This window comes from Vibrio sp. 2092 (assembly GCF_033339635.1).
Classification (GTDB): Bacteria; Pseudomonadota; Gammaproteobacteria; order Enterobacterales; family Vibrionaceae; genus Vibrio; species Vibrio alginolyticus.
Window position 1 is genome coordinate 1 of sequence record NZ_JAWOUY010000024.1, and the last position, 21,212, is coordinate 21,212.

The window sequence follows — 21,212 nt, forward strand, 5'->3', positions numbered from 1 at the left end:
GCCGCCAGCGTTCAATCTGAGCCATGATCAAACTCTTCAATTTAAGATTTTGTTCGGCTCAATGAATACTGAACATTACATAAGTAATGTTTGAATTGACTGTGCTGAATCCGAAGATTCAATGGTCACTTCGTTTCATTGAAACCTAATTTGATACCGAGGTATCTAATTGGATTATCATCAACGAGTGCCCACACAGATTGATAGGTCTATATTGTTAAAGAGCTTGCTTTGCGAGAAGTTTTTCTCTCAAAGCGGAGGAGCATTCTAGCGATTTAGTTGTTAGTGTCAAACACTTTTTTAAACTAATTTTTTGTAGAAGCTTTTTACCTCTTCGACCCTACTAAAGCCTTGTGGCGTCTGCCGTGTCGATGGATGCGCATTATAGGGAGAAGATTTTCTTTGGCAATACTAAAAATGCATTTTTTCTAAAAAAACATGCCAAATGGATACTTTCCATCCAACCCTAAAATTACCCAGAAATAACACTCAGGATTTATACAATTTACCCACAAAAAGCTGTGGATAACTACTCATCACTATCAAAGAAATAAGAAATACGCGAACGCGGATTTAGATACTCTTTTACTTTATCCGGTAATTTTGACGGATGAATCGCGTTAACTATCTTTATATCTTTTGAGGCAAGATCAATGATTGGCGCTTGCGTCCTTGGTACTGATGGATCGTAAACCAAGACATTCGGGAATAATAAATGCGATGCATTCACTGAGATAACCAGGCCGACCATATTATTAGAAAGCTGAACTACGGTACCCGGAGGAAACACGCCCATAAACTTAATTAGGATGTTCAGGTTCTCTTCTTTATATAGGTGTTTACAGTTCTTATATAAATGAGAGAGTGCGGTATAAGGAATCTTTTGATCTGAGACTATCGGTGTATGACACAAGTTATCAAACGCATTGGCTACAGCAATAATTTGAGCAAACTCGTTGATCTCATCTCCTTTCAGGCCTTTAGGATAACCAGACCCATCTCTTAGCTCATGGTGCTGCGCGATCACAATTCTCGCGACTTCGGGAAAAGCCTCGATTTGACTCGCAAGATCGACGCCATATTTAGTGTGCAACTTTAAGTAGTTGGTTTCTGGCTCTGTTAGAGGTAGTTGCTTTCTTAATATTGCAGTCGGGATTTTTATTTTCCCGATATCATGGAATAGTGCGGAGAAGGAAAGCTCTTTCAACTGTGCTGCTGAGTACCCTTTAGCACGGCCAATCATCATCGAGATAACAGCCACGTTCAATGAGTGGAAATAAATATCTTCAAACTCATTTTTTCCGTTCATCAGATGTAACGTAACATTATCATCGCACATTAACTTCTCGACGATATCTTCAATAAGAAGCTTTGCTTCATCAACTGCTGCTGTCGGACGGTTACGGATTTTAGTCATGACTGAACGCATACGTGCCAGAGAGCGCTCAAACTCTTTTTCACACTGAATCACGCGTCGACGGTATGCACTTAACTTTTCTATGCGGTTCTGTTTTTCTTGCCACATTTTTTGAGTTTCATGATCTAACGACGCTTCATTTGTTACTCTGTCAGCTTGTCTTTGATCAACAGGGAGTGGAACGGCATCGCTTTGCTCTGGATTAAAGTAAACGAACTTTACGCCGAGGTGGCGGATCATCTCGACTTGCTCTTGGTCTTTAATCTTAAAGCTATTGAGTAGAAAGGGGTGATCGTTCCACTTTAGCGGAAGACGGATATGTAATCCGGGTTGAATACGATCGACCGTTAGTTTAATGGCTGCCACTTATTCACTACTGATTTATATTTCTTAAGAGAGTTAGAATACTAGTAAATTTTGTGAATAAATTCATCAGTAACTATCAAAACATCAAACCGTTATTTCTAAGCGACTCACTTAATTAGATAGAAGTAAGCTACTTTAAGGAGCGATCTGCTTTGCGTATTTTAAGCTTGGCCTCGAACACTGGCTTTTCTATTACTTCTTGATCTTTGACTAGCCCCATTAACGTTTGTACCGCTACACGGGCCATGTCACTGATAGGAAAGTGCACTGCTGATACTGTAGGGTAAAGACTTTCACAAAGATCAACACTGTCAAAGCTAGTTAATGAGATTTGCTCTGGTACAGAAATACTGTGCTCGTGTAAGTACTGCATTGCGCCAACCGTCATTTCTTCACTGCACGAAAAGACAGCCGTCACATCAGGGTGTCGTTGTAAAATTGCAGCCATTGCATCATAACCACTTTGCCGACCATAATTCCCTTCTTCACACCAGCTTTCATCAATATCTATACCAGCATCCTTCATTGCATCAATATACCCAAGCTTTCTCAATACACTGTTATGACGTTGGGATGGACCGGCAATACAAGCAATCTTTCGATGACCACCAGCTAAAAGGTGCTCAACGGCAATACGGCTTGCATGATGATGGTTAAAGGTAACACAACGCTCTTCTATTCCTTCCACGTAGCGATCCAGAAGAACGAAAGGTGTTGGCTGTTTAGCTAATTCACGTAAGTCATCATCTGACAAATAACGACTATGAAGTACATAGCCGTCACAACGTAAATCATTAAAACGCTGAATTGCCTCTTTTTCACCTTGTGCAGAATGATGGCCTTGAGCTGTAATCAAAAACTTCTTATGAATATCCAGCTCGGTCTGAACCTGCTCCATCATCTCGCCAAAGAAGCCCCCCGTATAGTAAGTCACCAATAACCCAACCATATTACTGGATGAGGTTGCGAGTGAACGAGCAATTGCACTAGGACGATAATTCAATTGCGCCATAGCTTGCTCTACTTTTTTTCGAGTTTCCTCGCGAAATTTCCCCTCTCCATTAATAATTCGAGAAACGGTAGAGCGATTTACACCGGCGAGTTCGGCTACATCTTTAATCCTTGCCATAATGCTATTGGGTCCAACTGCAATTGTTATTAAATATTCGTTTGTGTAGAACGGCTGCCAGCAATTCGTAAGGTGCTATAGGGGGCGAAGCTGGCAGCCTTTAATCATACACCGACCATTTGATTGGTAGAAACAAGCTCAGAGTAATCCGTGACAGTTATGCCATGATGAGCTAACTGTTCTTTTAAAATGGGAGAGGTAAGAACTTGTAACTCTAGCTCTCGCTGAAGCGCATAGCCACTCTTTAAGATAAGCGCCTGATCGGCCTCTGCCGGGTGGCACATCACCTCAACCAAGTCATAGTCAGCTTTTAAGCTCAATAGATGTGCCATTAAGCCATCCAAGCTCACTTTTTGATCATAAAACTCATCAGTAAAGATATACCTGATTGTCATCGATTCTTGACACAAGCCAGTGCCCCGCAGTGGCACTCTGTATTCATTCGCTACTTCTTTAATAACGGGCAAAATTTGAGGGTGAGTATGCGCGTGATGATGGCTATCTAAGTGGCTTAGCTCTAACCCAAGCGATAAAAAATGTTCCACCTGAGCTTTTGCTTCATCATAAATGACCTGAGTTTCGAAGTCCTGCTTACTCCAAAGTTCGTCATAGTTGATAAAGTGCGCTCGGCCGTTGGTCAAGTTAGGATGCTTCGTTATAGGCACACCTGCTGTAAACCTAAGATGAACGCCAATTTTCAAGTCTGGATTATGGCGAGCTAGTTCTAAGGCATGTTGCTCAGCATCCATACCCACCATCATGGTGGTTGAATGAACCACACCTTGCTGATGAGCTTTAACGATGCCGCTATTTACACCTCTCGTTAAACCAAAATCATCAGCATTAAAAATGACTTTCATCGGCGCCCTTCCTTGTCTTACAACGTCGTTAGTTTAAATTGAGGTAAATACGGAGCGTTCACCGCTAGGATATCATCCAGGATTGACTTGGCGCGGCCAATGTCAGGCACCAATGGGTTATTGGTTAATGCCATAAGCGCCTTGTCATAATTACCTTCGACAGCAGCTTCTATTGTTAGCTGCTCATACGCTTTAACTTGATGGAGTAATCCTTTGATATTGTTTGACAACTCGCCAACCGCAAGAGGTTTCGCCCCCCAGCTACCAATCACGGCACTACATTCAATCACAGCATCGTCAGGTAGGCCGTTGATCGCTCCATTATTTAAAACGTTAACAACATGAATACTATTACGATTGTTATAAATTGAATCAACTAGGTTCAGTGATGCATCAGAATAATAAGCACCACCCCGCTCCTCTAACTCTTTCGGCTTATGATCGAGGGTAGGATCTTGATAGAGCTTAAATAGCGCATTTTCTGTTTCCATTACCTGCTCAGCACGAGTGCCTTTTTCATCGGCACTTTGTTTCTCTTCAGCAAGCATGGCATCAGTTTGGTAGAAGTAACGATGATAAGGACATGGTATCGCCCCCAGTGCTTTTAGAAATGCCGGATCCCACGGCTCTTCCCAGATATTCTTCATACTGAAGTTGGCACCATCACCGACTTTCTCTAATACCGTTTGAGTAATATCTTCCCCATTGAGCCATGCTTTGTGTACCCACACGAGATGGTTTAACCCAGCAAACTCAAGTTGCAGCTCTTTTGGCTCGCACTCCATCATTTCTGCAATCATCATTTCCATTGAAACGGGCACATTGCATAAACCAATACTCTTTACTTTGGTGTACTTACTGACCGCTTCGGAAACTAAACCCGCTGGGTTGGTGAAATTGAGCATCCATGCGTTTGGAGCCAACTCTTCAATGTCTTTACAGATATCCAGAATGACCGGAATGGTTCGCAGTGCTTTAGCAAAACCACCAGGGCCCGTTGTTTCTTGGCCGATGACGTCGTACTTGATTGGGATTCGCTCATCGTTAGCGCGTGCAGCAAGGCCACCAACACGAAACTGCGTCATCACAAAATCCGCATCTTTTATCGCAGCACGGCGATCGAAACCGGCTTTTATCTCAATTTTTGCTCCGGCTTTATCGACCATTCGCTGAGCCAATCCTTTGATGATCTCAAGCTTCTCAGCTCCTGACTCAATGTCCACAAAATGAATCTTCTTAACGGGTAAATATTCTAAGCGCTTAATAACCCCTTCAACCAATTCCGGGGTATAGCTACTACCACCGCCAATAATGGCAAGTTTGATCGCCTCTCTAGACATTTTCATCCCCCTTTATTTGTTCGAGTTTTTTTTGTTCAGTGCGACGATTTCTACAGCCATCTCTTGAGCCAAAATCGTAGTCATTAGGTGATCTTGAGCATGCACCATCACTAACGTCATCGGGACTTTCCCTTCTCCCTGATCTTCTTCAATAAGCTGAGTCTGTATTAAGTGGGCTTTATTAATGCACTCTCTTGCTTGAGAGAGCTTCTCATCAGCCGCTTCAAAATCTTGTTCTCGAGATAAACGCAATGCCTCGTAGCTTAAACTTCTGGCTTCACCAGCATTGCAAATGATCTCCATTACAACCAATTCTTGTTCCATCATTTTCTCTCCGAAAATCGGGCCGCGGTAATTGCGGCCCATTAAGCACAGTTAAGCAGTAACGCCTTCGCCTGACGGCTGCGTGTCACCTTTAGTTTCCTTCGTCGTTGGTAGTTCTTGCTCCAACATTTGCTTCTCAAACATTTTGAAGAATGGGAAGTAGATGATTAGATCAAGAATTAATAAACCAATGACGAGCAATACTGGCGCAAAGGTCCAACCGCTACCCCACGAAGCACCTATCAGTGCCGGTGTTGTCCAAGGTGTTGTAGCGACACCCATACCCACAAAGCCGACATGCACAGCAAAATACGCAATCGTAGCGTTGATGACTGGAGCGAAGACGAACGGGATAAACAAGGTCGGGTTCATCACAACTGGGCTACCGAAGATCACAGGTTCGTTGATTTGGAAAAAGCCAGGCACCGCACTCATTCGACCAATGCTCTTAAGGTGAACAGAACGGCTAAACGACATCAGCATAACAAGAGCAAGTGTTGCACCAGAGCCGCCAATAAAGATGTAAAAATCCCAGAACGGTTGAGTAAATACGTTTGGAATCGGTTCACCTGCAACAAAGGCTTCAATGTTGGCACCAATGTTGGTCAAAAAGATTGGAGAAAGCAGTCCAACAACAATTGCAGCACCATGAATACCCGCAAACCAAAGCAGCTGGCAAAGCAATAAAGCGCCAATAATGGCAGGCAATGAGTTAGACGCACTAATTAGCGGTTTAAAGATAGCCATAACAGCATCTGGAATCAGCATGTCGTACTGGGTTTGTACAAAAAGGCTAAGTGGATATAAGGTAATGAATATCGCTAAGACTGGTAGCAATACTTCAAATGATCGCGCAATCGCCGGTGGCACCTGCTCTGGCATGCGAATCGTAATATTGTGCTTTTTCATAAAACGGTAGAGCTCCACCGAGAAAAATGCACACATCACTGCGGTGAAGATCCCGGTTCCGCCCATGTGAGACATAGACAACGCGCCATCTTTAGCTGGGGCCGCAATGAGTAAAAAAGACATTAGTGACAATACAGCACTCGTGATCCCATCCATCTTGTAAGCCTTCGCTAAACTATAAGCAACGCCCAGCGAAACAAAAATGGTCATGATCCCCATCGACATGTTGTAGGGCATCATTATGGTATCAAAATGTGTAGTGGCGAAATCGAGCCAAATTCGACCAAAAGTAAAGGTTGTATCTTCGGCAAATGGGGGGAATGCAAAAATCAAAATGAAACTACCGACAATAATAAACGGCATTGCGACAATAAAACCGTCTCTCATTGCGCGAACATGGGGCTGATTCCCCACTTTAGCTGCTATAGGGGCTATATGCTTTTCGACTGCGCCTATAATTGCGTCATAAAGCTTCATAGAATCCATCCTTATTTTAGGCAAAAGAATCCCGCATCAAATATTTATATTTGATGTACAGTTATCTTTTTAATTTAAAACTATAGTTTAGTTAATTAATTCTAATGCTTGCTCTAGTACTTCTTCTCCCTTCATCATTCCATAATGCTGAGGAGAAATAGCATCAATGTTTTTACCATGCTCTTGCGCCGTTTTTCTTAGCTCTTCTAGCTGAAAACGTACTTGAGGCCCGAGAAGACAAACATCGTACTCTTTAATTACATCTTCAAACGCATTCACTGACATTGCATCAATTTTGCACTCAATTCCTTTACTTTCAGCAGCTTGCTCCATTTTCTTAACAAGCATACTGGTTGACATCCCTGCGCTACAGCATAAAAGGATCTTTTTCATAGCCTTACTCCCGTTGTGTAAATTTCAACCTGTAAAAACTGTAGCAAAAATAACCAAGACAAAAAAGCGCAACCGGTTGCATTATTCGTGAACACAATCCCAATTTAGAAAATACCACCTATTTTTTTGTAATTATTTAGGTCTAGGATAAAAGTCATAAAATAATTTAAGACATCACATTAAGTTTCAAATTATCAATATTTTACTACTGACAACGTCGTTATTAATTTCTTAAAAGGAATAGAGAATGAAATTTAATAAATTGGCTATTGCAGCGCTTGTAAGTGCCGCACTATCACAGCACTCATTTGCTCAAACCGACTCTAAAGGCACCATTTATCTAACGTTTGATGATGGACCAATCAATGCATCTATTGACGTTATTCAAGTACTTAACCAGGAAGATATCAAAGCGACGTTTTACTTTAATGCTTGGCATTTAGATGGAATTGGTGATGAGAATGAAGACCGTTCGCTAGAAGCCTTAAAGCTCGCATTAGACACTGGTCATATTGTCGCGAACCATAGTTACGATCATATGGTTCATAATTGCGTTGATGAGTTTGGACCGAACAGTGCTGCGGAGTGTAATGCGACCGGGGACCACCAGCTTAACTCGTATCAAGACCCTGTTTACGATGCCTCAATGTTTACGGAAAACTTATCTGTGTTAGCAAAGTATTTGCCGAACATTACAAGCTACCCGAACTACAAGGCAACAGAGTTTGCTAGACTGCCCTACACCAACGGTTGGCGCGTGACGAAAGACTTCAAAGCAGATGGGTTATGCGCCACGTCTGATGACCTGAAACCTTGGGAACCAGGATATGTATGCGATACATCCAACCCATCCAACAGTGTAAAAGCAGCTATCGAGGTTCAAAATATCCTAGCGAATAACGGCTATCAAACTCACGGTTGGGATGTGGACTGGGCACCCGAAAATTGGGGCATTGAAATGCCAGCAAACAGCCTTACAGAAGCAGAAGCATTTCTTGGATATGTGGATTCCGCGTTAAACACTTGTGCACCAACAACGATTAACCCGATCAACTCCAAAGCTCAAGAGTTCCCATGTGGTACACCTTTACACGCCGATAAAGTTATCGTATTAACTCACGAGTTCCTATTTGAAGATGGTAAGCGTGGCATGGGTGCAACGCAAAACCTACCTAAGCTCGCTAAGTTTATACAGTTAGCAAAACAAGCGGGTTATGACTTCGACACAATGGATAACTACACACCGAACTGGCAAGTTGGTCATAACTACGACGCTGGCGATTACGTCTTACACCTAGGTACTGTATACCAGGCTGTAACAAACCATACTGCACAACAAGATTGGGTACCGTCTCCAACCTCTAGCCTCTGGACAAATGCGGACCCAGCCACTAACTGGACTCAGAATGTTTCCTATAAACAAGGTGATGTGGTCACTTATCAAGGTTTGCGTTATCTAGTTGATGTACCGCACGTGTCCCAAGCAGACTGGACTCCGAACACTCAAAATACCTTGTTCACAGCTCTATAGGCTGTTCTTACTATCACCATGTAGTAGTTTGCGCGAGGCATACCCCTCGCGCTTTTTTTGTTTTGAAGATCCAGATACAACAAAGCCCCGACTTCCATCGAGGCTCTGTCTTAAAATATGGTACCTACGAGTGACTTGACTGGCAGGCACTCCTGACGCCACCGGGAAGGCAACGCTAACTTTCTTTTGATATTTACGAACACCTAAAACGACGAAAGGCCGCTATAAAAGCGACCTTTCTAATATGGTACCGGTGGGCGGACTTGAACCGCCACGCCCGAAGGCAACGGATTTTGAATCCGTCGTGTATACCAATTTCACCACACCGGCATCTTTGGGCTATTGCCCTTTGATGGTTGGCATTATACGTAAGCTTTTGACCTGCGCAAGCAGAAATACCTTAAATAACTATCGTTTGCTGATAATTTCGCCACAAAGTGTGACAAAGCTGTACTCATAAGAAACGTACGCTCCATTTTCTACTACTCTTCCAGATGAAAGTGAGTATACGAAACTCTTTTTAAATTCTATTCACTGTAATATCAGAAACATAACCATTCCCAATGCTCGACAACGCATTATGGAGCATCTCTGCGGCATCTTCTGCTTGCATGAAGTGACTCGTGTCCATCGTATTGCCGCTTGTTTTCCAGAATTCCGTATCCATTCCACCAGGATAAACCGCGATAATTTTCATAGGTTTTCCTTTTAGCTCCAAACGAACCGACTCAATTAATCCTTTGACGGCCCATTTCACTGCACAATACGTAGACTCTTGCGCTTTAGGTTGTTGCGCGGCAGTGGACATGATCATGACCACTTTTATTGGATGATCTTTGTAACGCTTTACTAACTCTCTTAACACATGAATCGCAGAATTCAGGTTGTTATCAATCAACTTTTGAATCTCTTCCGGCTCCTGCTCTTCCAGTAAGCCAAAATAACCACTTCCTGCACTATGAATGACCATTTCAGGCGGCTGTTTCATCCCATCAAAGAGCTGTTTCACACCTTGATGTAATGAGAGGTTGCAAGCTTGATAGCCGACGTTATGAGAGAGTTGTTTTGCTAGTGCGGATAGTTTTTCTGTATTTCTTCCTATTACATACGTCTCTTTGCCTTTCGCATCATAACGCTTTGCTAGTTCCGCCCCTAAGCCGCTACTTGCACCTGTAATTACAATCATGCGCTACCTCTTTTCAATCACATACTTTTAATTCATCTATCAATTAAGGTAACAGAATCGTGGTAATTCACACCTCAAGAGCACCATTCTTTGAAGCAAGCAGCTTTCTTACTTTCGTGATGCATGAAATATCAAGCAGAACGACGGGCATTTAACCTATGCTTAAGCAAGAATAACTTTCTGAATTTTCTATCGACTTTCTAGTGAGAACTGAATAGGAGCAAAGAATGACTGGGTCAAAATGGCAGTGGTTACTGAAACAGATGACACGAAAACTGTGGGTCCGGACGTCACTCTACGCATTACTAGCTGTTGCTACCGCCTTAATGTCGATTGTTTTAAACCAGTTCATTACTCTGCCCCCTGCCATCAACGTCAGCAAGGATTTGTTGAACAACATATTAAATATCCTCGCAACCTCCATGCTTGCAGTGACTACATTCTCTCTCAATATTATGGTCTCAGCGTACAGTGCCGCTAGTGCAGGGGTAACGCCGCGAGCGACAAAACTGTTGATGGAAGACAGCACAACACAAAATGCCTTAGCAACCTTTCTTGGCTCTTTTCTATTTAGTTTGGTAGGAATTATCGCGCTAGGTATTGGGGCCTATCATCAACAAGCACAAATTTATCTGTTCATCGTGACTATCGCCGTAATCGTGATGATCATACTCACTCTGCTACGTTGGATTCAGCACCTTTCCGTACTAGGAAGGGTCAGTGAAACCACTTCATACGTGGAGCAAGCCTTGTTAGATGCGATAAGAAAACGGGGCAAAGAGCGTTGGCTAGGTGCTCACCCGTGGAGCCACCCAGAACATAAACCCAGAGGAAGTAAACCTATTTTGAGCCAAGAAATTGGCTACTTACAGCATGTTGATATGCATCATCTCGATAGTATTGCTGAAGCAAACCAATGCACCATCTACCTTGAGCGACAACCGGGAAGTTTTGTGTACGTAGGTCAACCATTGGCTTGGGTTTGTGGAGAATTGCCAGACGAAAGCGAAGTAACGGCAGCCTTCACGATTCGAACGGAGCGTTCATATGATCAGGACCCTCGCTTTGGTTTAGTCGTTATGGCGGAAATCGCCTCACGAGCACTATCTCCGGCTGTAAATGATAATGGCACCGCAATTGACGTTCTTGGGCGTTCTGTACGAGCACTTTCATTATGGGGAGACCTACTCAGTGAGCCTCCTACCAAAACTCGATATCCTAGACTATTTGTGCCCGCATTGAGCTGCCAGGATTTGTTTGATGATGTCTTTTTGCCGATAGCACACGATGGTGCAGCGCAACTCCAAATACAGATTCGCCTACAAAAGGCCTTGCTAGCTCTCTCTAGTATGCACCCTAAGTTATTTTTGTCACCAGCAATCAAGCTGTCAGAAAAAGCTTTAGAGCTTTCGTTAAGCCAACATTATACCGAAGATGAGAAACACCAACTCTCTCAGCTATCTAATCTGGTCACAGACCAAAAAGCCAATGGTTAAGAGAGTCGAATTCAGTTGAAATATATTGCTGCACGGCCTCGTGTATCATGACATGTGCTGATAACGTAGGGCAGAAAAGTCTCTTCGTTTATACACAATTAAAGACTCTGTGCGTTAGGTCTCTTTTCTCTTGGTGAGGGAATCTATATTCTGACGCACAATTTTTAAGGTAAGTGATGGAATAATGACAACGTCTACAACTCTTCCACCTGCTGGTCTCTTTCGTCGACTTGCAGCGTTGATTTACGACACATTGATTATTATCGCAATTGAAATGATGGCCGCAGGTATTGTTATGGCCGTTGTGTTTGCACTAAATGCGGCAGGATTGTTGAGCTATGGCGAGTACGCTGATGCCGCAGATATGCTCGGAAAGCACCCTGTATTGAGCCCTCTATTTACACTTTATCTTGCGGGTGTGTGGATATATTTCTTTGTGTTCTTCTGGACGCGAGCAGGACAAACTCTTGGGATGCGCGCTTGGAAGCTTCGAGTTCGCAATGCCAAAGACGGAGCACCAATTACGGTAACTCAAGCTCTGATTCGTATTTCGACATCTGGCTTTGGCTTGGCAAACCTGACTGTACCGATTGATCCGAAGAAACGTGGTTTCCACGACATTTGGGCCAAAACAGAGGTTGTTGTATTACCTAAGGCAAATTAACTTGTCTAGGAACACAAAAAAGGAAGGCGTAATGCCTTCCTTTTACATTTGGTTCGGTAAAACTTGGTTTATTCGATGATGCTTCAGTTATAGCTTTCTTCGTAGCAGTGCAATCGCAATAGCTAAGAACACCAAACTCGGGGCCAAAGCACCAAACACTGGGGATATGCCATACACCAAGCTTAATGGGCCAAAGAACTCACTGGATATGTAAAAAGTAAACCCGGCAACCACGCCCGACAATACCCTTGCCCCCATGGTCACGCTTCTGAGTGGACCGAAAACAAAAGATAGCGCCATTAACATCATCACAGCAATTGAAAGCGGCTGAGTCAACTTACGCCAAAACGCCAACTCATAGCGAGATGCATCTTGTTCCGATGCTTTTAGGTAAGTCACATAATCATACAAACCGCTCAGTGACAGTTCTTCTGGCTTCACGGTCACCACGGCTAGCTTATCTGGTGCCAAAGAGGTGTGCCACTCCATCTGTTCGATGTCTTGCTTCGAAATTACGTTTTCATTTTCCATGTCCGTAATTTGTACGTAGCGCATCAGCCAGTTGTTATCTTGTTGGTAGTCGACTTCTTCGGCGAACATAACTTTTTGTAGATTCTTATCATCATCAAAACGCCACATATTTAAAGCATAAAGCTTGTCGTCTTCGACTTTACCGATAAAGATAAAGTCGTTTGCGTCACGAGCCCACACACCTGAGCGCACAGACACAATGCTACCACCTGATATCGCAAACGCACGTAAGTCACGGGCCATCTTCTGGGCCTCAGGAGCGCCCCATTGACCTAACGCCATAACGACAACCATGAGCGGGACGGCCGTTTTTAGTACCGATAACCCGATATCTAGCTTAGAGAAACCAGCAGCTTGCATCACCACCAACTCAGAGCTTGAAGCCAACATACCTAAGCCGATCAGGGCACCGAGTAATGCCGCCATTGGAAAGAACATTTCGATATCACGCGGCACACTGAGTAACACAAAGTACAACGCATGAGTGAGGTCGTACACACCTCGCCCTACTTTACGTAGCTGTTCTACATATTTGATGATGCCCGATAAGCCAACAAACGTCGCTAAAACCAAGGCAGTGGTAGAGATGATGGTTCTACCGATGTAAAGGTCTAAGATTTTGAACACAGCTTACGCGAGCCTCTTCTTGCGGAATTTGTCTTTTATTCGTCTAGCAGCAACGCTGTCCATCATATTCGCCATGATAGCAACAATCAGCAACATCGCATTGATTGGCCACATACCAATAGCAGCCGGGATGTCACCATCTTCTAATGCAGATTTGGTTGCACTGATCGCCAAGAAATACGCTAGGTAGATCAGAATCGCAGGCCCCATTTTGGCAAACCGTCCCTGACGCGGATTCACCGCAGACAAAGGAATAACGAGCATTGTTAAGAGTGGAATACACACAAATAACGAAATTCGCCATTGTAGCTCCGCTTGCGCCTCTGGATCTGGGTGACCTATCAAGTCAACCGTTGGGTATGCTTCCCAGTCTCGCCCTTTCTTTTTGACCTCACGTTGGCCGATAACACCTTCGTATTCATCGAATTTCGTGATCATATATTCAACGCGAGTAGGCACACCTTCATAACGCGTACCTTCTTTCATAGTGATGATCTGACGACCGTCCGAAAGCTCTTTTACTTCACCAGAAGATGAGAACATCACACTCGGTAACACTGAATCTCGAGGGCGCATCTGCGCAACAAAAACGTTGCTCAAGGTATTGTCTTTAATGTCATCGATGAACACAACCGATGAACCATCTGGTGTACCTTGGAACTGACCTTTTTTAAGTAGGTCAACGCTGTTTTCTGACGCTACCTGCTCATAAAGCTGCTCAACGCGGTCTTGAGACCACGGCGATAGCCACAACGCATTGAAAGCCGCCACCGCTGAAGTAATCAACGCTAGGTATAAGGCCGCTTGAACCAAGAATTTATTACCAATACCTGTCGCGTTCATTACGACAATTTCGCTCTCTGCATACAGACGACCAAATGTGATCAATATGCCGATATACAGACTTAAAGGCAGCATTAACAGACCCATTGCTGGCATGTTCAAACCAACAATCGAGAAAATCAATCCAGCAGGAATATCCCCATCAGAAGCATCAGCAAGAACACTTATGAATTTCTGGCTTACAAACACCAAAAAAAGTACGAAAAAAATCGCAAATTGGCTCTTGAGTGTTTCGCGGATCAAATATCTAACAATAATCACGCTGAAATTACCTATACAAAACTTGTTTTTTTGGTCGAATCACTATAGTTTCCCGTTGAACCATTTATTTTTTTAAAAATTATAAACTAGATGTTAGTCGCTTAATCAGCTCTGCATGTAAGCCTGGAGCTAAAATTCAACAAGTAAGCGATCATTATCTAACATTTAGAGCAATTTGTCTTCAGGATGTAGGAGTACGCATGGAGTTCAGTGTAAAAAGTGGCAGTCCAGAGAAACAACGTAGCGCATGTATCGTTGTTGGTGTGTTTGAACCACGTCGCCTTTCTCCAGTAGCCGAACAACTTGATAAAATCAGTGACGGTTACATCAGTTCACTACTTCGCCGTGGTGATCTAGAGGGTAAACCTGGTCAGATGCTGCTACTGCATCAAGTACCAGGTGTTTTGTCAGAGCGCGTTTTACTTGTCGGTTGCGGCAAAGAGCGTGAACTTGGCGAGCGCCAGTACAAGGAAATCATTCAAAAGACGATCAGCACACTTAACGAGACAGGCTCAATGGAAGCGGTATGTTTCCTAACTGAACTGCATGTTAAGGGTCGTGATACATACTGGAAAGTGCGCCAGGCTGTAGAAGCGACTAAAGATGGTCTATACACATTTAATCAATTCAAGAGCGTGAAACCTGAGACTCGCCGCCCACTGCGCAAGCTTGTTTTCAACGTACCAACGCGTCGTGAATTGAACTTGGGTGAAAAAGCAATCACTCATGGTCTTGCTATCGCATCAGGTGTCAAAGCCTCAAAAGACCTTGGCAACATGCCGCCAAACGTAGCTAATCCAGCTTACCTTGCTTCTCAAGCTCGTCGTCTAGCGGACGATTACGAAACCGTAACCACCAAAATCATTGGTGAGCAAGAGATGGAAAAACTGGGTATGACCTCTTACCTAGCAGTAGGCCGTGGTTCTAAAAACGAATCTATGATGTCTATCATCGAGTACAAAGGTAACCCTGACTCAGATGCAAAACCGATTGTGCTCGTAGGTAAAGGTCTAACCTTCGACTCAGGCGGTATCTCTCTAAAGCCGGGCGAAGGTATGGATGAGATGAAGTACGACATGTGTGGTGCGGCATCGGTATTCGGTACAATGAAAGCGCTAGCGAAGCTAAACCTACCAATCAACGTTATTGGTGTTCTAGCGGGCTGTGAAAACATGCCTGGCAGCAACGCTTACCGTCCAGGTGACATCCTAACGACCATGTCTGGTCAAACTGTAGAAGTTCTGAACACGGATGCTGAAGGCCGTCTTGTTCTTTGTGACGCACTGACTTACGTAGAGCGTTTCGAACCAGACTGCGTGGTTGACGTTGCAACGCTAACTGGTGCTTGTGTTATCGCACTAGGCCACCATATCAGCGGCGTAATCTCTAACCACAACCCTCTTTCTCATGAGCTAGTAAACGCTTCTGAGCAAGCGAGTGACCGTGCATGGCGTCTACCAATGGCAGACGAGTACCACGAACAGTTGAAGAGCCCGTTTGCGGATATGGCAAACATTGGTGGTCGCCCTGGTGGCACAATTACTGCGGGTTGCTTCTTATCTAAGTTCGCGAAGAAGTATAACTGGGCACACGTCGATATCGCAGGTACCGCGTGGAAATCAGGCGCAGCGAAAGGCTCAACGGGCCGTCCTGTCTCAATGCTTGTCCAATTCCTTTTGAACCGCAGCGGCCAAGAGACAGAAGAGTAATTTCTGAACAGAATCTAAAAGGGCCGCAAGGCCCTTTTTTATTATCCTAATTTTCTAAAATGAAAGTGGGACTTAAGATGGTCTTAGGAAGAGACCCAAGGCAAGTGAGAGAATGATGCAAACTGCAACCTTCTACATCATTAACGAAGAGAGCCCGCAAGCAACGGTGGCTGGCTTTGAAGAATACATCGTGTTTTTGGCTCAGCACTTTGCTCGCCAAGGCGCTAAAGTGTATTTAAACTGCCAAGACAAACCACACGCCGAGCAGCTCGCTGAAGCCTTTTGGCAAGTTGATGCAGACAAGTTCATGGCACATAACCTCGTAGGCGAGGGACCGAAATACGCCACCAACATTGAAATCGGCCATGAAGGTGTAAAACCTAATTGGAACCGTCAGCTGGTAATTAATTTGGCGGAAAATGAGACAACCTTTGCGAACAAGTTTGCTCAAGTGGTAGACTTCGTGCCCTGCGAAGAAAAAGCTAAACAACTCGCAAGAGAAAGATATAAAATTTACCGTCAAGCAGGTTACCAGCTGCAAACGATCGAAATTCAATATCCTTAACGGTCAATCCTTATAGTTAAGGCGATCTTGTTAAGATCCCTCACTTATAAAGATTGACTAAGATTCAACCATCAACGTATCCATTAAAAGAGCGCTATGGAAAAGACATACAACCCAACTTCAATCGAACAAGCTCTGTATCAGACTTGGGAAGAGAAAGGCTACTTTAAGCCACACGGTGACACTACTAAAGAATCATACAGCATCATGATCCCGCCACCGAACGTCACTGGTAGCCTACACATGGGCCACGCGTTCCAAGATACGATCATGGATACGCTTATCCGTTGTGAACGTATGAAGGGTAAAAACACCCTTTGGCAAGTAGGTACTGACCACGCTGGTATCGCAACTCAGATGGTTGTTGAGCGTAAGATCGCTGCAGAAGAAGGCAAAACAAAACACGATTACGGTCGTGAAGCTTTCATCGACAAAATCTGGGAATGGAAAGGCGAATCTGGCGGCACTATCACTAAGCAGCTTCGTCGTCTTGGCGCATCTGTAGACTGGGATCGTGAACGCTTCACGATGGACGATGGTCTATCTAACGCCGTTCAAGAAGTGTTCGTACGTCTATACGAAGACGATCTAATCTACCGCGGTAAGCGTCTAGTTAACTGGGATCCAAAGCTACACACCGCGATTTCAGATCTAGAAGTAGAGAACAAAGACACTAAAGGCAACATGTGGCACTTCCGCTACCCACTAGCAGATGGCGCAAAAACAGCGGATGGCAAAGACTACATCGTTGTTGCAACGACTCGTCCAGAGACCGTGCTAGGCGATACAGGTGTTGCAGTTAACCCAGAAGATCCACGTTACAAAGATCTTATCGGTAAAGAAATCATCCTTCCTATCGTTGATCGTCGCATCCCAATCGTGGGCGATGAGCACGCAGATATGGAAAAAGGTACTGGCTGTGTGAAAATCACACCTGCGCACGACTTCAACGACTACGAAGTAGGTAAGCGCCACCAGCTACCAATGATCAACATTCTGACTTTCGACGCGAACATCCGCGACTCAGCAGAAGTATTCAACACTAACGGCGAAGCAAGCGACGCTTACAGCACTGAGCTACCAGCTAAATACCACGGTATGGAGCGTTTTGCCGCTCGTAAAGCTATCGTTGCTGAATTCGACGAGCTAGGCCTACTTGAAGAAGTGAAAGATCACGATCTACAAGTTCCTTACGGCGACCGTGGTGGCGTGGTTATCGAACCAATGCTAACTGACCAATGGTACGTACGTACTGCGCCTCTAGCGAAAACCGCAGTTGAAGCAGTAGAAAACGGCGACATCCAATTCGTTCCTAAGCAATACGAAAACATGTACTTCTCTTGGATGCGTGACGTTCAAGACTGGTGTATCTCTCGTCAGCTATGGTGGGGTCACCGCATCCCAGCTTGGTACGACAACCAAGGTAATGTTTACGTAGGTCGCACTGAAGAAGAAGTTCGTAAGAACAACAACCTAGAGTCAGTCATTGAACTTCACCAAGACGAAGACGTACTGGATACGTGGTTCTCTTCTGCACTATGGACGTTCGGTACTCAAGGTTGGCCAGAGCAAACTGACGATCTGAAAGTATTCCACCCTTCAGACGTTCTAGTAACTGGTTTCGACATCATCTTCTTCTGGGTTGCGCGCATGATCATGATGACCATGCACTTCGTGAAAGACGAAAACGGCAAGCCACAAGTACCATTTAAAACGGTTTACGTTACTGGTCTAATCCGTGACGAAAACGGCGACAAGATGTCTAAGTCGAAAGGTAACGTACTTGACCCAATCGACATGATCGATGGTATCGACCTAGAGTCTCTCGTAGAGAAGCGTTGTGGCAACATGATGCAGCCTCAACTAGCGAAGAAGATCGAGAAGAACACTCGTAAGACGTTTGAAAACGGTATCGAAGCATACGGTACAGACGCACTGCGTTTCACTCTTGCAGCAATGGCATCAACAGGTCGTGATATCAACTGGGATATGAAGCGTCTTGAGGGTTACCGTAACTTCTGTAACAAACTATGGAACGCAAGCCGTTACGTAATGATGAACACAGAAGAGCAAGATTGTGGCTTCAACGGTGGTGAGATTGAATACTCACTAGCAGACAAATGGATCGAGTCTCAGTTTGAACTTGCAGCGAAAGCGTTCAACAACCATATCGACAACTTCCGTCTAGATATGGCTGCGAACACGCTTTACGAATTCATCTGGAACCAATTCTGTGACTGGTACCTAGAGCTAACTAAACCCGTTCTATGGAAAGGTACTGAAGCGCAACAGCGTGGTACTCGCCGTACACTAATCACGGTACTTGAGAAGACTCTACGTCTGGCTCATCCTGTGATTCCTTACATCACTGAAACTATCTGGCAAAGCATCAAGCCACTAGTTGAAGGTGTAGAAGGTGAGACAATCATGCTTCAAGCACTGCCTCAATTCGACGAAGCAAACTTCAACCAAGAAGCGCTAGACGATATTGAATGGGTGAAGGCGTTCATTACCAGCATCCGTAACCTACGTGCTGAATACGACATCAACCCTGGTAAGCCGCTTGACGTTATGCTGAAAGCAGCAAATGCAGAAGATGCCTCTCGTCTAGAAGCAAGCAAGCAAGTACTGATGTCACTAGCGAAGCTAGAAGCAGTACGCGTGCTTGAAACTGGCGAACAAACTCCTGCATGTGCGACAGCACTGGTTGGTAAGTCTGAGTTGATGATCCCAATGGCAGGTCTGATCGACAAAGATGCTGAGCTTGCTCGTCTAGATGGCGAAATCAAGAAGACTCACGGCGAAATCAAGCGTATCGAAGGCAAACTAGGTAACGAAGGCTTCGTAGCGAAAGCTCCTGAAGCAGTTGTTGCTAAAGAGCGTGAGAAGCTTGAAGGCTACAAAGAAACGCTAGCTAAGCTAGAAGAGCAGAAGACAACGATCGCTGCGCTTTAAGCCTCAGTGAAAGAGAAGAATTAACACTTCTCACTTTTTGGTTCAAAAGGTTGGTCATCATGGCCAACCTTTTTTGTATACATTTCACCAAAACCATCATCAATAGCTTCCCCCTATCACAACAATACTCATTACCCATTAGCATTAATGAGAATTATTATCGATAATAAACTCATCGAAACAAACACGATTGAGTAATTATCATGAAAAAGACACTAACTTTCGCAGCACTGCATTTTACTATCGCATTTAGTGTCGCTTACGTACTCACAGGCGACATTCTAATTGGTAGTTTAATTGCCATGATTGAGCCTTCAGTGAACACCGTAGCCTTCTACTTTCATGAAAAGGCATGGGCAAAAGTCCCAGCACTTAAAGCTCGTCAGTGGATGACCAAATTAAAAACCGCAAGCTTTGCGACCGTGCACTTCAGCGTCGCTTTTACCGTGGTTTACTTACTAACAGGTGATGCATTCGTCGGCGGCGTAATGGCGATGCTAGAGCCGAGTTTGAACACGGTGGCTTACTACTTCCACGAGAAAGTATGGATGCGTAAATCATCAGAAAAAGCTCCAGCACCGCAGTTTTGTTTACATCACCACGCTTAAACATGGAGGCTCACTACGTCTCCTAACGAGAAAAATGACATTTACCATTGACAAGGTTGCGCACCGCAATTAATTTAATTGCGGTGCGCAACTTTATTTTTAGAGGTAAGTGATAATGAACGCTCGTCAACTTCGACACTACTCCCGTCAAGCCGTCCGATTGCTTGGTATGCTTGATAAACAATGCGGCGATGTCGCTCTCACTCCAGTGCAAGCACACGCATTGGGTGAAATCCAATTGCAGCCATTGACCATCAATCAGCTGGCACAGCAGCTTAATGTCGACAAGTCCAACGCGAGCCGAACCGTTACTGGTTTGATTAAATTAGGTTTGGTCGAGAGCATCGAAAACCCAAAAGACAAACGTAGTCAACTCGTAGCGATTACAGAGCAAGGCCAACAGGCGTTATCACAACTGGACCAACAGCAAAACCACTTCTTTGAACAACTGCTTACCCAACTCGATGACAGCGAGCAAGAGCAACTCAAACTTGGTCTAGAGACTTACCTAAAAGGGCTAACAAAAGTGTGTCAGTCTGAGGAATACGTTCTTCGACCTCTTACTAAAGCAGACAACCCGCAAGTCGCAGATGTGATTCGTAAAGTCTCTGCAGAATACGGCTTAACCGCAGACAAAGGTTATGGTGTGGCCGATCCAACGCTTGATGATATGTATTCGGTTTACAATCAATGCGGGGCCGCCTATTGGGTCATTGAACATCGCGGAGAGATCATTGGTGGCGGTGGCTTTGCCCCTTTAGCGGGCGAGCCAAATGTGTGTGAACTACAAAAGATGTACTTCTTACCTCAAACACGAGGGCACGGTTTAGCCAAACGCATCGTCGCATTGAGCTTACAACTGGCGAAACAGTTTGGGTATCAGCAGTGCTATTTAGAAACGACAGAATGTCTAAGAGAAGCGGTAGGCTTGTATGAAAAGCTAGGCTTTGAGCATCTCGATGCCCCGCTAGGACAAACGGGGCATGATGCATGTGAAGTCGTGATGCTTAAAACGTTATAG

The 21,212-nt window shown here is 44.4% G+C and carries 18 protein-coding genes and 1 tRNA gene; 8 read left to right on the top strand and 11 right to left on the bottom strand.

Annotated elements, in window-relative coordinates:
• Positions 1-529: 529 nt before the first annotated feature.
• The 7 genes from R7P80_RS26160 to R7P80_RS26190 form a co-directional block, all read right to left on the bottom strand.
• Positions 530-1,783: an HD-GYP domain-containing protein gene (locus tag R7P80_RS26160; protein ID WP_005381029.1), complete on the bottom strand. Its 1,254-nt coding sequence runs from the start codon at positions 1,781-1,783 to the stop codon at positions 530-532.
• Between the two features lie 130 nt (positions 1,784-1,913).
• Entirely contained in the window at positions 1,914-2,912 is a 999-nt protein-coding gene (locus R7P80_RS26165; RefSeq protein ID WP_225492027.1) for a LacI family DNA-binding transcriptional regulator, read from the bottom strand.
• Positions 2,913-3,016: 104 nt separating this feature from the next.
• Positions 3,017-3,772 carry a chitin disaccharide deacetylase gene (gene chbG / locus R7P80_RS26170; protein WP_054579416.1) on the bottom strand — a complete coding sequence of 252 codons (756 nt, stop codon included), beginning with the start codon at positions 3,770-3,772 and terminating at the stop codon, positions 3,017-3,019.
• Positions 3,773-3,789: 17 nt separating this feature from the next.
• Positions 3,790-5,112 carry a 6-phospho-beta-glucosidase gene (locus R7P80_RS26175; protein ID WP_005381048.1) on the bottom strand — a complete coding sequence of 441 codons (1,323 nt, stop codon included), beginning with the start codon at positions 5,110-5,112 and terminating at the stop codon, positions 3,790-3,792.
• A 12-nt stretch (positions 5,113-5,124) separates the two neighbouring features.
• Positions 5,125-5,436 (bottom strand): PTS lactose/cellobiose transporter subunit IIA, encoded by a 312-nt coding sequence (locus tag R7P80_RS26180; RefSeq protein WP_225492044.1) that lies wholly within the window; start codon positions 5,434-5,436, stop codon positions 5,125-5,127.
• A 51-nt stretch (positions 5,437-5,487) separates the two neighbouring features.
• Complete coding sequence (locus R7P80_RS26185; RefSeq protein WP_005381064.1) at positions 5,488-6,822, bottom strand: PTS sugar transporter subunit IIC; 1,335 nt, start codon at positions 6,820-6,822, stop codon at positions 5,488-5,490.
• Between the two features lie 87 nt (positions 6,823-6,909).
• On the bottom strand, positions 6,910-7,215 hold the full coding sequence (locus R7P80_RS26190; RefSeq protein ID WP_170894144.1) for a PTS sugar transporter subunit IIB: 306 nt from the start codon (positions 7,213-7,215) through the stop codon (positions 6,910-6,912).
• 247 nt (positions 7,216-7,462) lie between these two features.
• Between R7P80_RS26190 and R7P80_RS26195 the strand changes: the two genes are divergently transcribed.
• Positions 7,463-8,746 (top strand): carbohydrate-binding protein, encoded by a 1,284-nt coding sequence (locus R7P80_RS26195; protein ID WP_170894145.1) that lies wholly within the window; start codon positions 7,463-7,465, stop codon positions 8,744-8,746.
• Positions 8,747-8,991: 245 nt separating this feature from the next.
• Here R7P80_RS26195 and R7P80_RS26200 read toward each other — a convergent pair.
• Together R7P80_RS26200 and R7P80_RS26205 are read right to left on the bottom strand one after the other, a co-directional pair.
• Positions 8,992-9,076 (bottom strand) — tRNA-Leu (locus tag R7P80_RS26200).
• Positions 9,077-9,266: 190 nt separating this feature from the next.
• Positions 9,267-9,932, bottom strand: a complete 666-nt coding sequence (locus tag R7P80_RS26205) for an SDR family NAD(P)-dependent oxidoreductase (protein ID WP_225492028.1) — start codon at positions 9,930-9,932, stop codon at positions 9,267-9,269.
• Positions 9,933-10,159: 227 nt separating this feature from the next.
• On the opposite strand from R7P80_RS26205, the gene R7P80_RS26210 reads away from it, so the two are divergent.
• Both R7P80_RS26210 and R7P80_RS26215 read left to right on the top strand, forming a co-directional pair.
• Positions 10,160-11,428 carry a DUF2254 domain-containing protein gene (locus R7P80_RS26210; protein WP_005385537.1) on the top strand — a complete coding sequence of 423 codons (1,269 nt, stop codon included), beginning with the start codon at positions 10,160-10,162 and terminating at the stop codon, positions 11,426-11,428.
• 184 nt (positions 11,429-11,612) lie between these two features.
• Entirely contained in the window at positions 11,613-12,092 is a 480-nt protein-coding gene (locus R7P80_RS26215; RefSeq protein ID WP_005381070.1) for an RDD family protein, read from the top strand.
• Between the two features lie 87 nt (positions 12,093-12,179).
• Here the strand turns inward: R7P80_RS26215 and lptG are convergent, their stop codons facing one another.
• A complete protein-coding gene (gene lptG, locus R7P80_RS26220; protein ID WP_115386303.1) occupies positions 12,180-13,250 on the bottom strand; it encodes an LPS export ABC transporter permease LptG in 1,071 nt (356 codons plus the stop codon).
• Positions 13,251-13,253: 3 nt separating this feature from the next.
• Positions 13,254-14,354, bottom strand: coding sequence for an LPS export ABC transporter permease LptF (gene lptF, locus R7P80_RS26225; RefSeq protein ID WP_005381072.1), 1,101 nt, complete (start codon positions 14,352-14,354; stop codon positions 13,254-13,256).
• Between the two features lie 200 nt (positions 14,355-14,554).
• Here lptF and pepA point away from each other — a divergent pair, with 200 nt between their 5' ends.
• The 5 genes from pepA to R7P80_RS26250 all read left to right on the top strand — a co-directional run bounded on the left by pepA (position 14,555) and on the right by R7P80_RS26250 (position 21,212).
• A complete protein-coding gene (gene pepA / locus R7P80_RS26230; protein WP_005381073.1) occupies positions 14,555-16,063 on the top strand; it encodes a leucyl aminopeptidase in 1,509 nt (502 codons plus the stop codon).
• A gap of 115 nt (positions 16,064-16,178) precedes the next feature.
• Positions 16,179-16,628 carry a DNA polymerase III subunit chi gene (locus R7P80_RS26235; protein WP_031777270.1) on the top strand — a complete coding sequence of 150 codons (450 nt, stop codon included), beginning with the start codon at positions 16,179-16,181 and terminating at the stop codon, positions 16,626-16,628.
• A gap of 96 nt (positions 16,629-16,724) precedes the next feature.
• On the top strand, positions 16,725-19,583 hold the full coding sequence (locus tag R7P80_RS26240) for a valine--tRNA ligase (RefSeq protein WP_213986828.1): 2,859 nt from the start codon (positions 16,725-16,727) through the stop codon (positions 19,581-19,583).
• A 203-nt stretch (positions 19,584-19,786) separates the two neighbouring features.
• Positions 19,787-20,191, top strand: a complete 405-nt coding sequence (locus tag R7P80_RS26245; protein WP_005381078.1) for a DUF2061 domain-containing protein — start codon at positions 19,787-19,789, stop codon at positions 20,189-20,191.
• A gap of 115 nt (positions 20,192-20,306) precedes the next feature.
• Positions 20,307-21,212 carry a bifunctional helix-turn-helix transcriptional regulator/GNAT family N-acetyltransferase gene (locus R7P80_RS26250; protein ID WP_080996155.1) on the top strand — a complete coding sequence of 302 codons (906 nt, stop codon included), beginning with the start codon at positions 20,307-20,309 and terminating at the stop codon, positions 21,210-21,212.

Coding starts and splice junctions, on each gene's coding strand:
- R7P80_RS26165 (WP_225492027.1), bottom strand. CDS start 2,912: ATGGCAAGGATTAAAGATGTAGCCGAACTCGCCGGTGTAAATCGCTCT.
- chbG (WP_054579416.1), bottom strand. CDS start 3,772: ATGAAAGTCATTTTTAATGCTGATGATTTTGGTTTAACGAGAGGTGTA.
- R7P80_RS26175 (WP_005381048.1), bottom strand. CDS start 5,112: ATGTCTAGAGAGGCGATCAAACTTGCCATTATTGGCGGTGGTAGTAGC.
- R7P80_RS26180 (WP_225492044.1), bottom strand. CDS start 5,436: ATGGAACAAGAATTGGTTGTAATGGAGATCATTTGCAATGCTGGTGAA.
- R7P80_RS26185 (WP_005381064.1), bottom strand. CDS start 6,822: ATGAAGCTTTATGACGCAATTATAGGCGCAGTCGAAAAGCATATAGCC.
- R7P80_RS26190 (WP_170894144.1), bottom strand. CDS start 7,215: ATGAAAAAGATCCTTTTATGCTGTAGCGCAGGGATGTCAACCAGTATG.
- R7P80_RS26195 (WP_170894145.1), top strand. CDS start 7,463: ATGAAATTTAATAAATTGGCTATTGCAGCGCTTGTAAGTGCCGCACTA.
- R7P80_RS26205 (WP_225492028.1), bottom strand. CDS start 9,932: ATGATTGTAATTACAGGTGCAAGTAGCGGCTTAGGGGCGGAACTAGCA.
- R7P80_RS26210 (WP_005385537.1), top strand. CDS start 10,160: ATGACTGGGTCAAAATGGCAGTGGTTACTGAAACAGATGACACGAAAA.
- R7P80_RS26215 (WP_005381070.1), top strand. CDS start 11,613: ATGACAACGTCTACAACTCTTCCACCTGCTGGTCTCTTTCGTCGACTT.
- pepA (WP_005381073.1), top strand. CDS start 14,555: ATGGAGTTCAGTGTAAAAAGTGGCAGTCCAGAGAAACAACGTAGCGCA.
- R7P80_RS26235 (WP_031777270.1), top strand. CDS start 16,179: ATGCAAACTGCAACCTTCTACATCATTAACGAAGAGAGCCCGCAAGCA.
- R7P80_RS26240 (WP_213986828.1), top strand. CDS start 16,725: ATGGAAAAGACATACAACCCAACTTCAATCGAACAAGCTCTGTATCAG.
- R7P80_RS26245 (WP_005381078.1), top strand. CDS start 19,787: ATGAAAAAGACACTAACTTTCGCAGCACTGCATTTTACTATCGCATTT.
- R7P80_RS26250 (WP_080996155.1), top strand. CDS start 20,307: ATGAACGCTCGTCAACTTCGACACTACTCCCGTCAAGCCGTCCGATTG.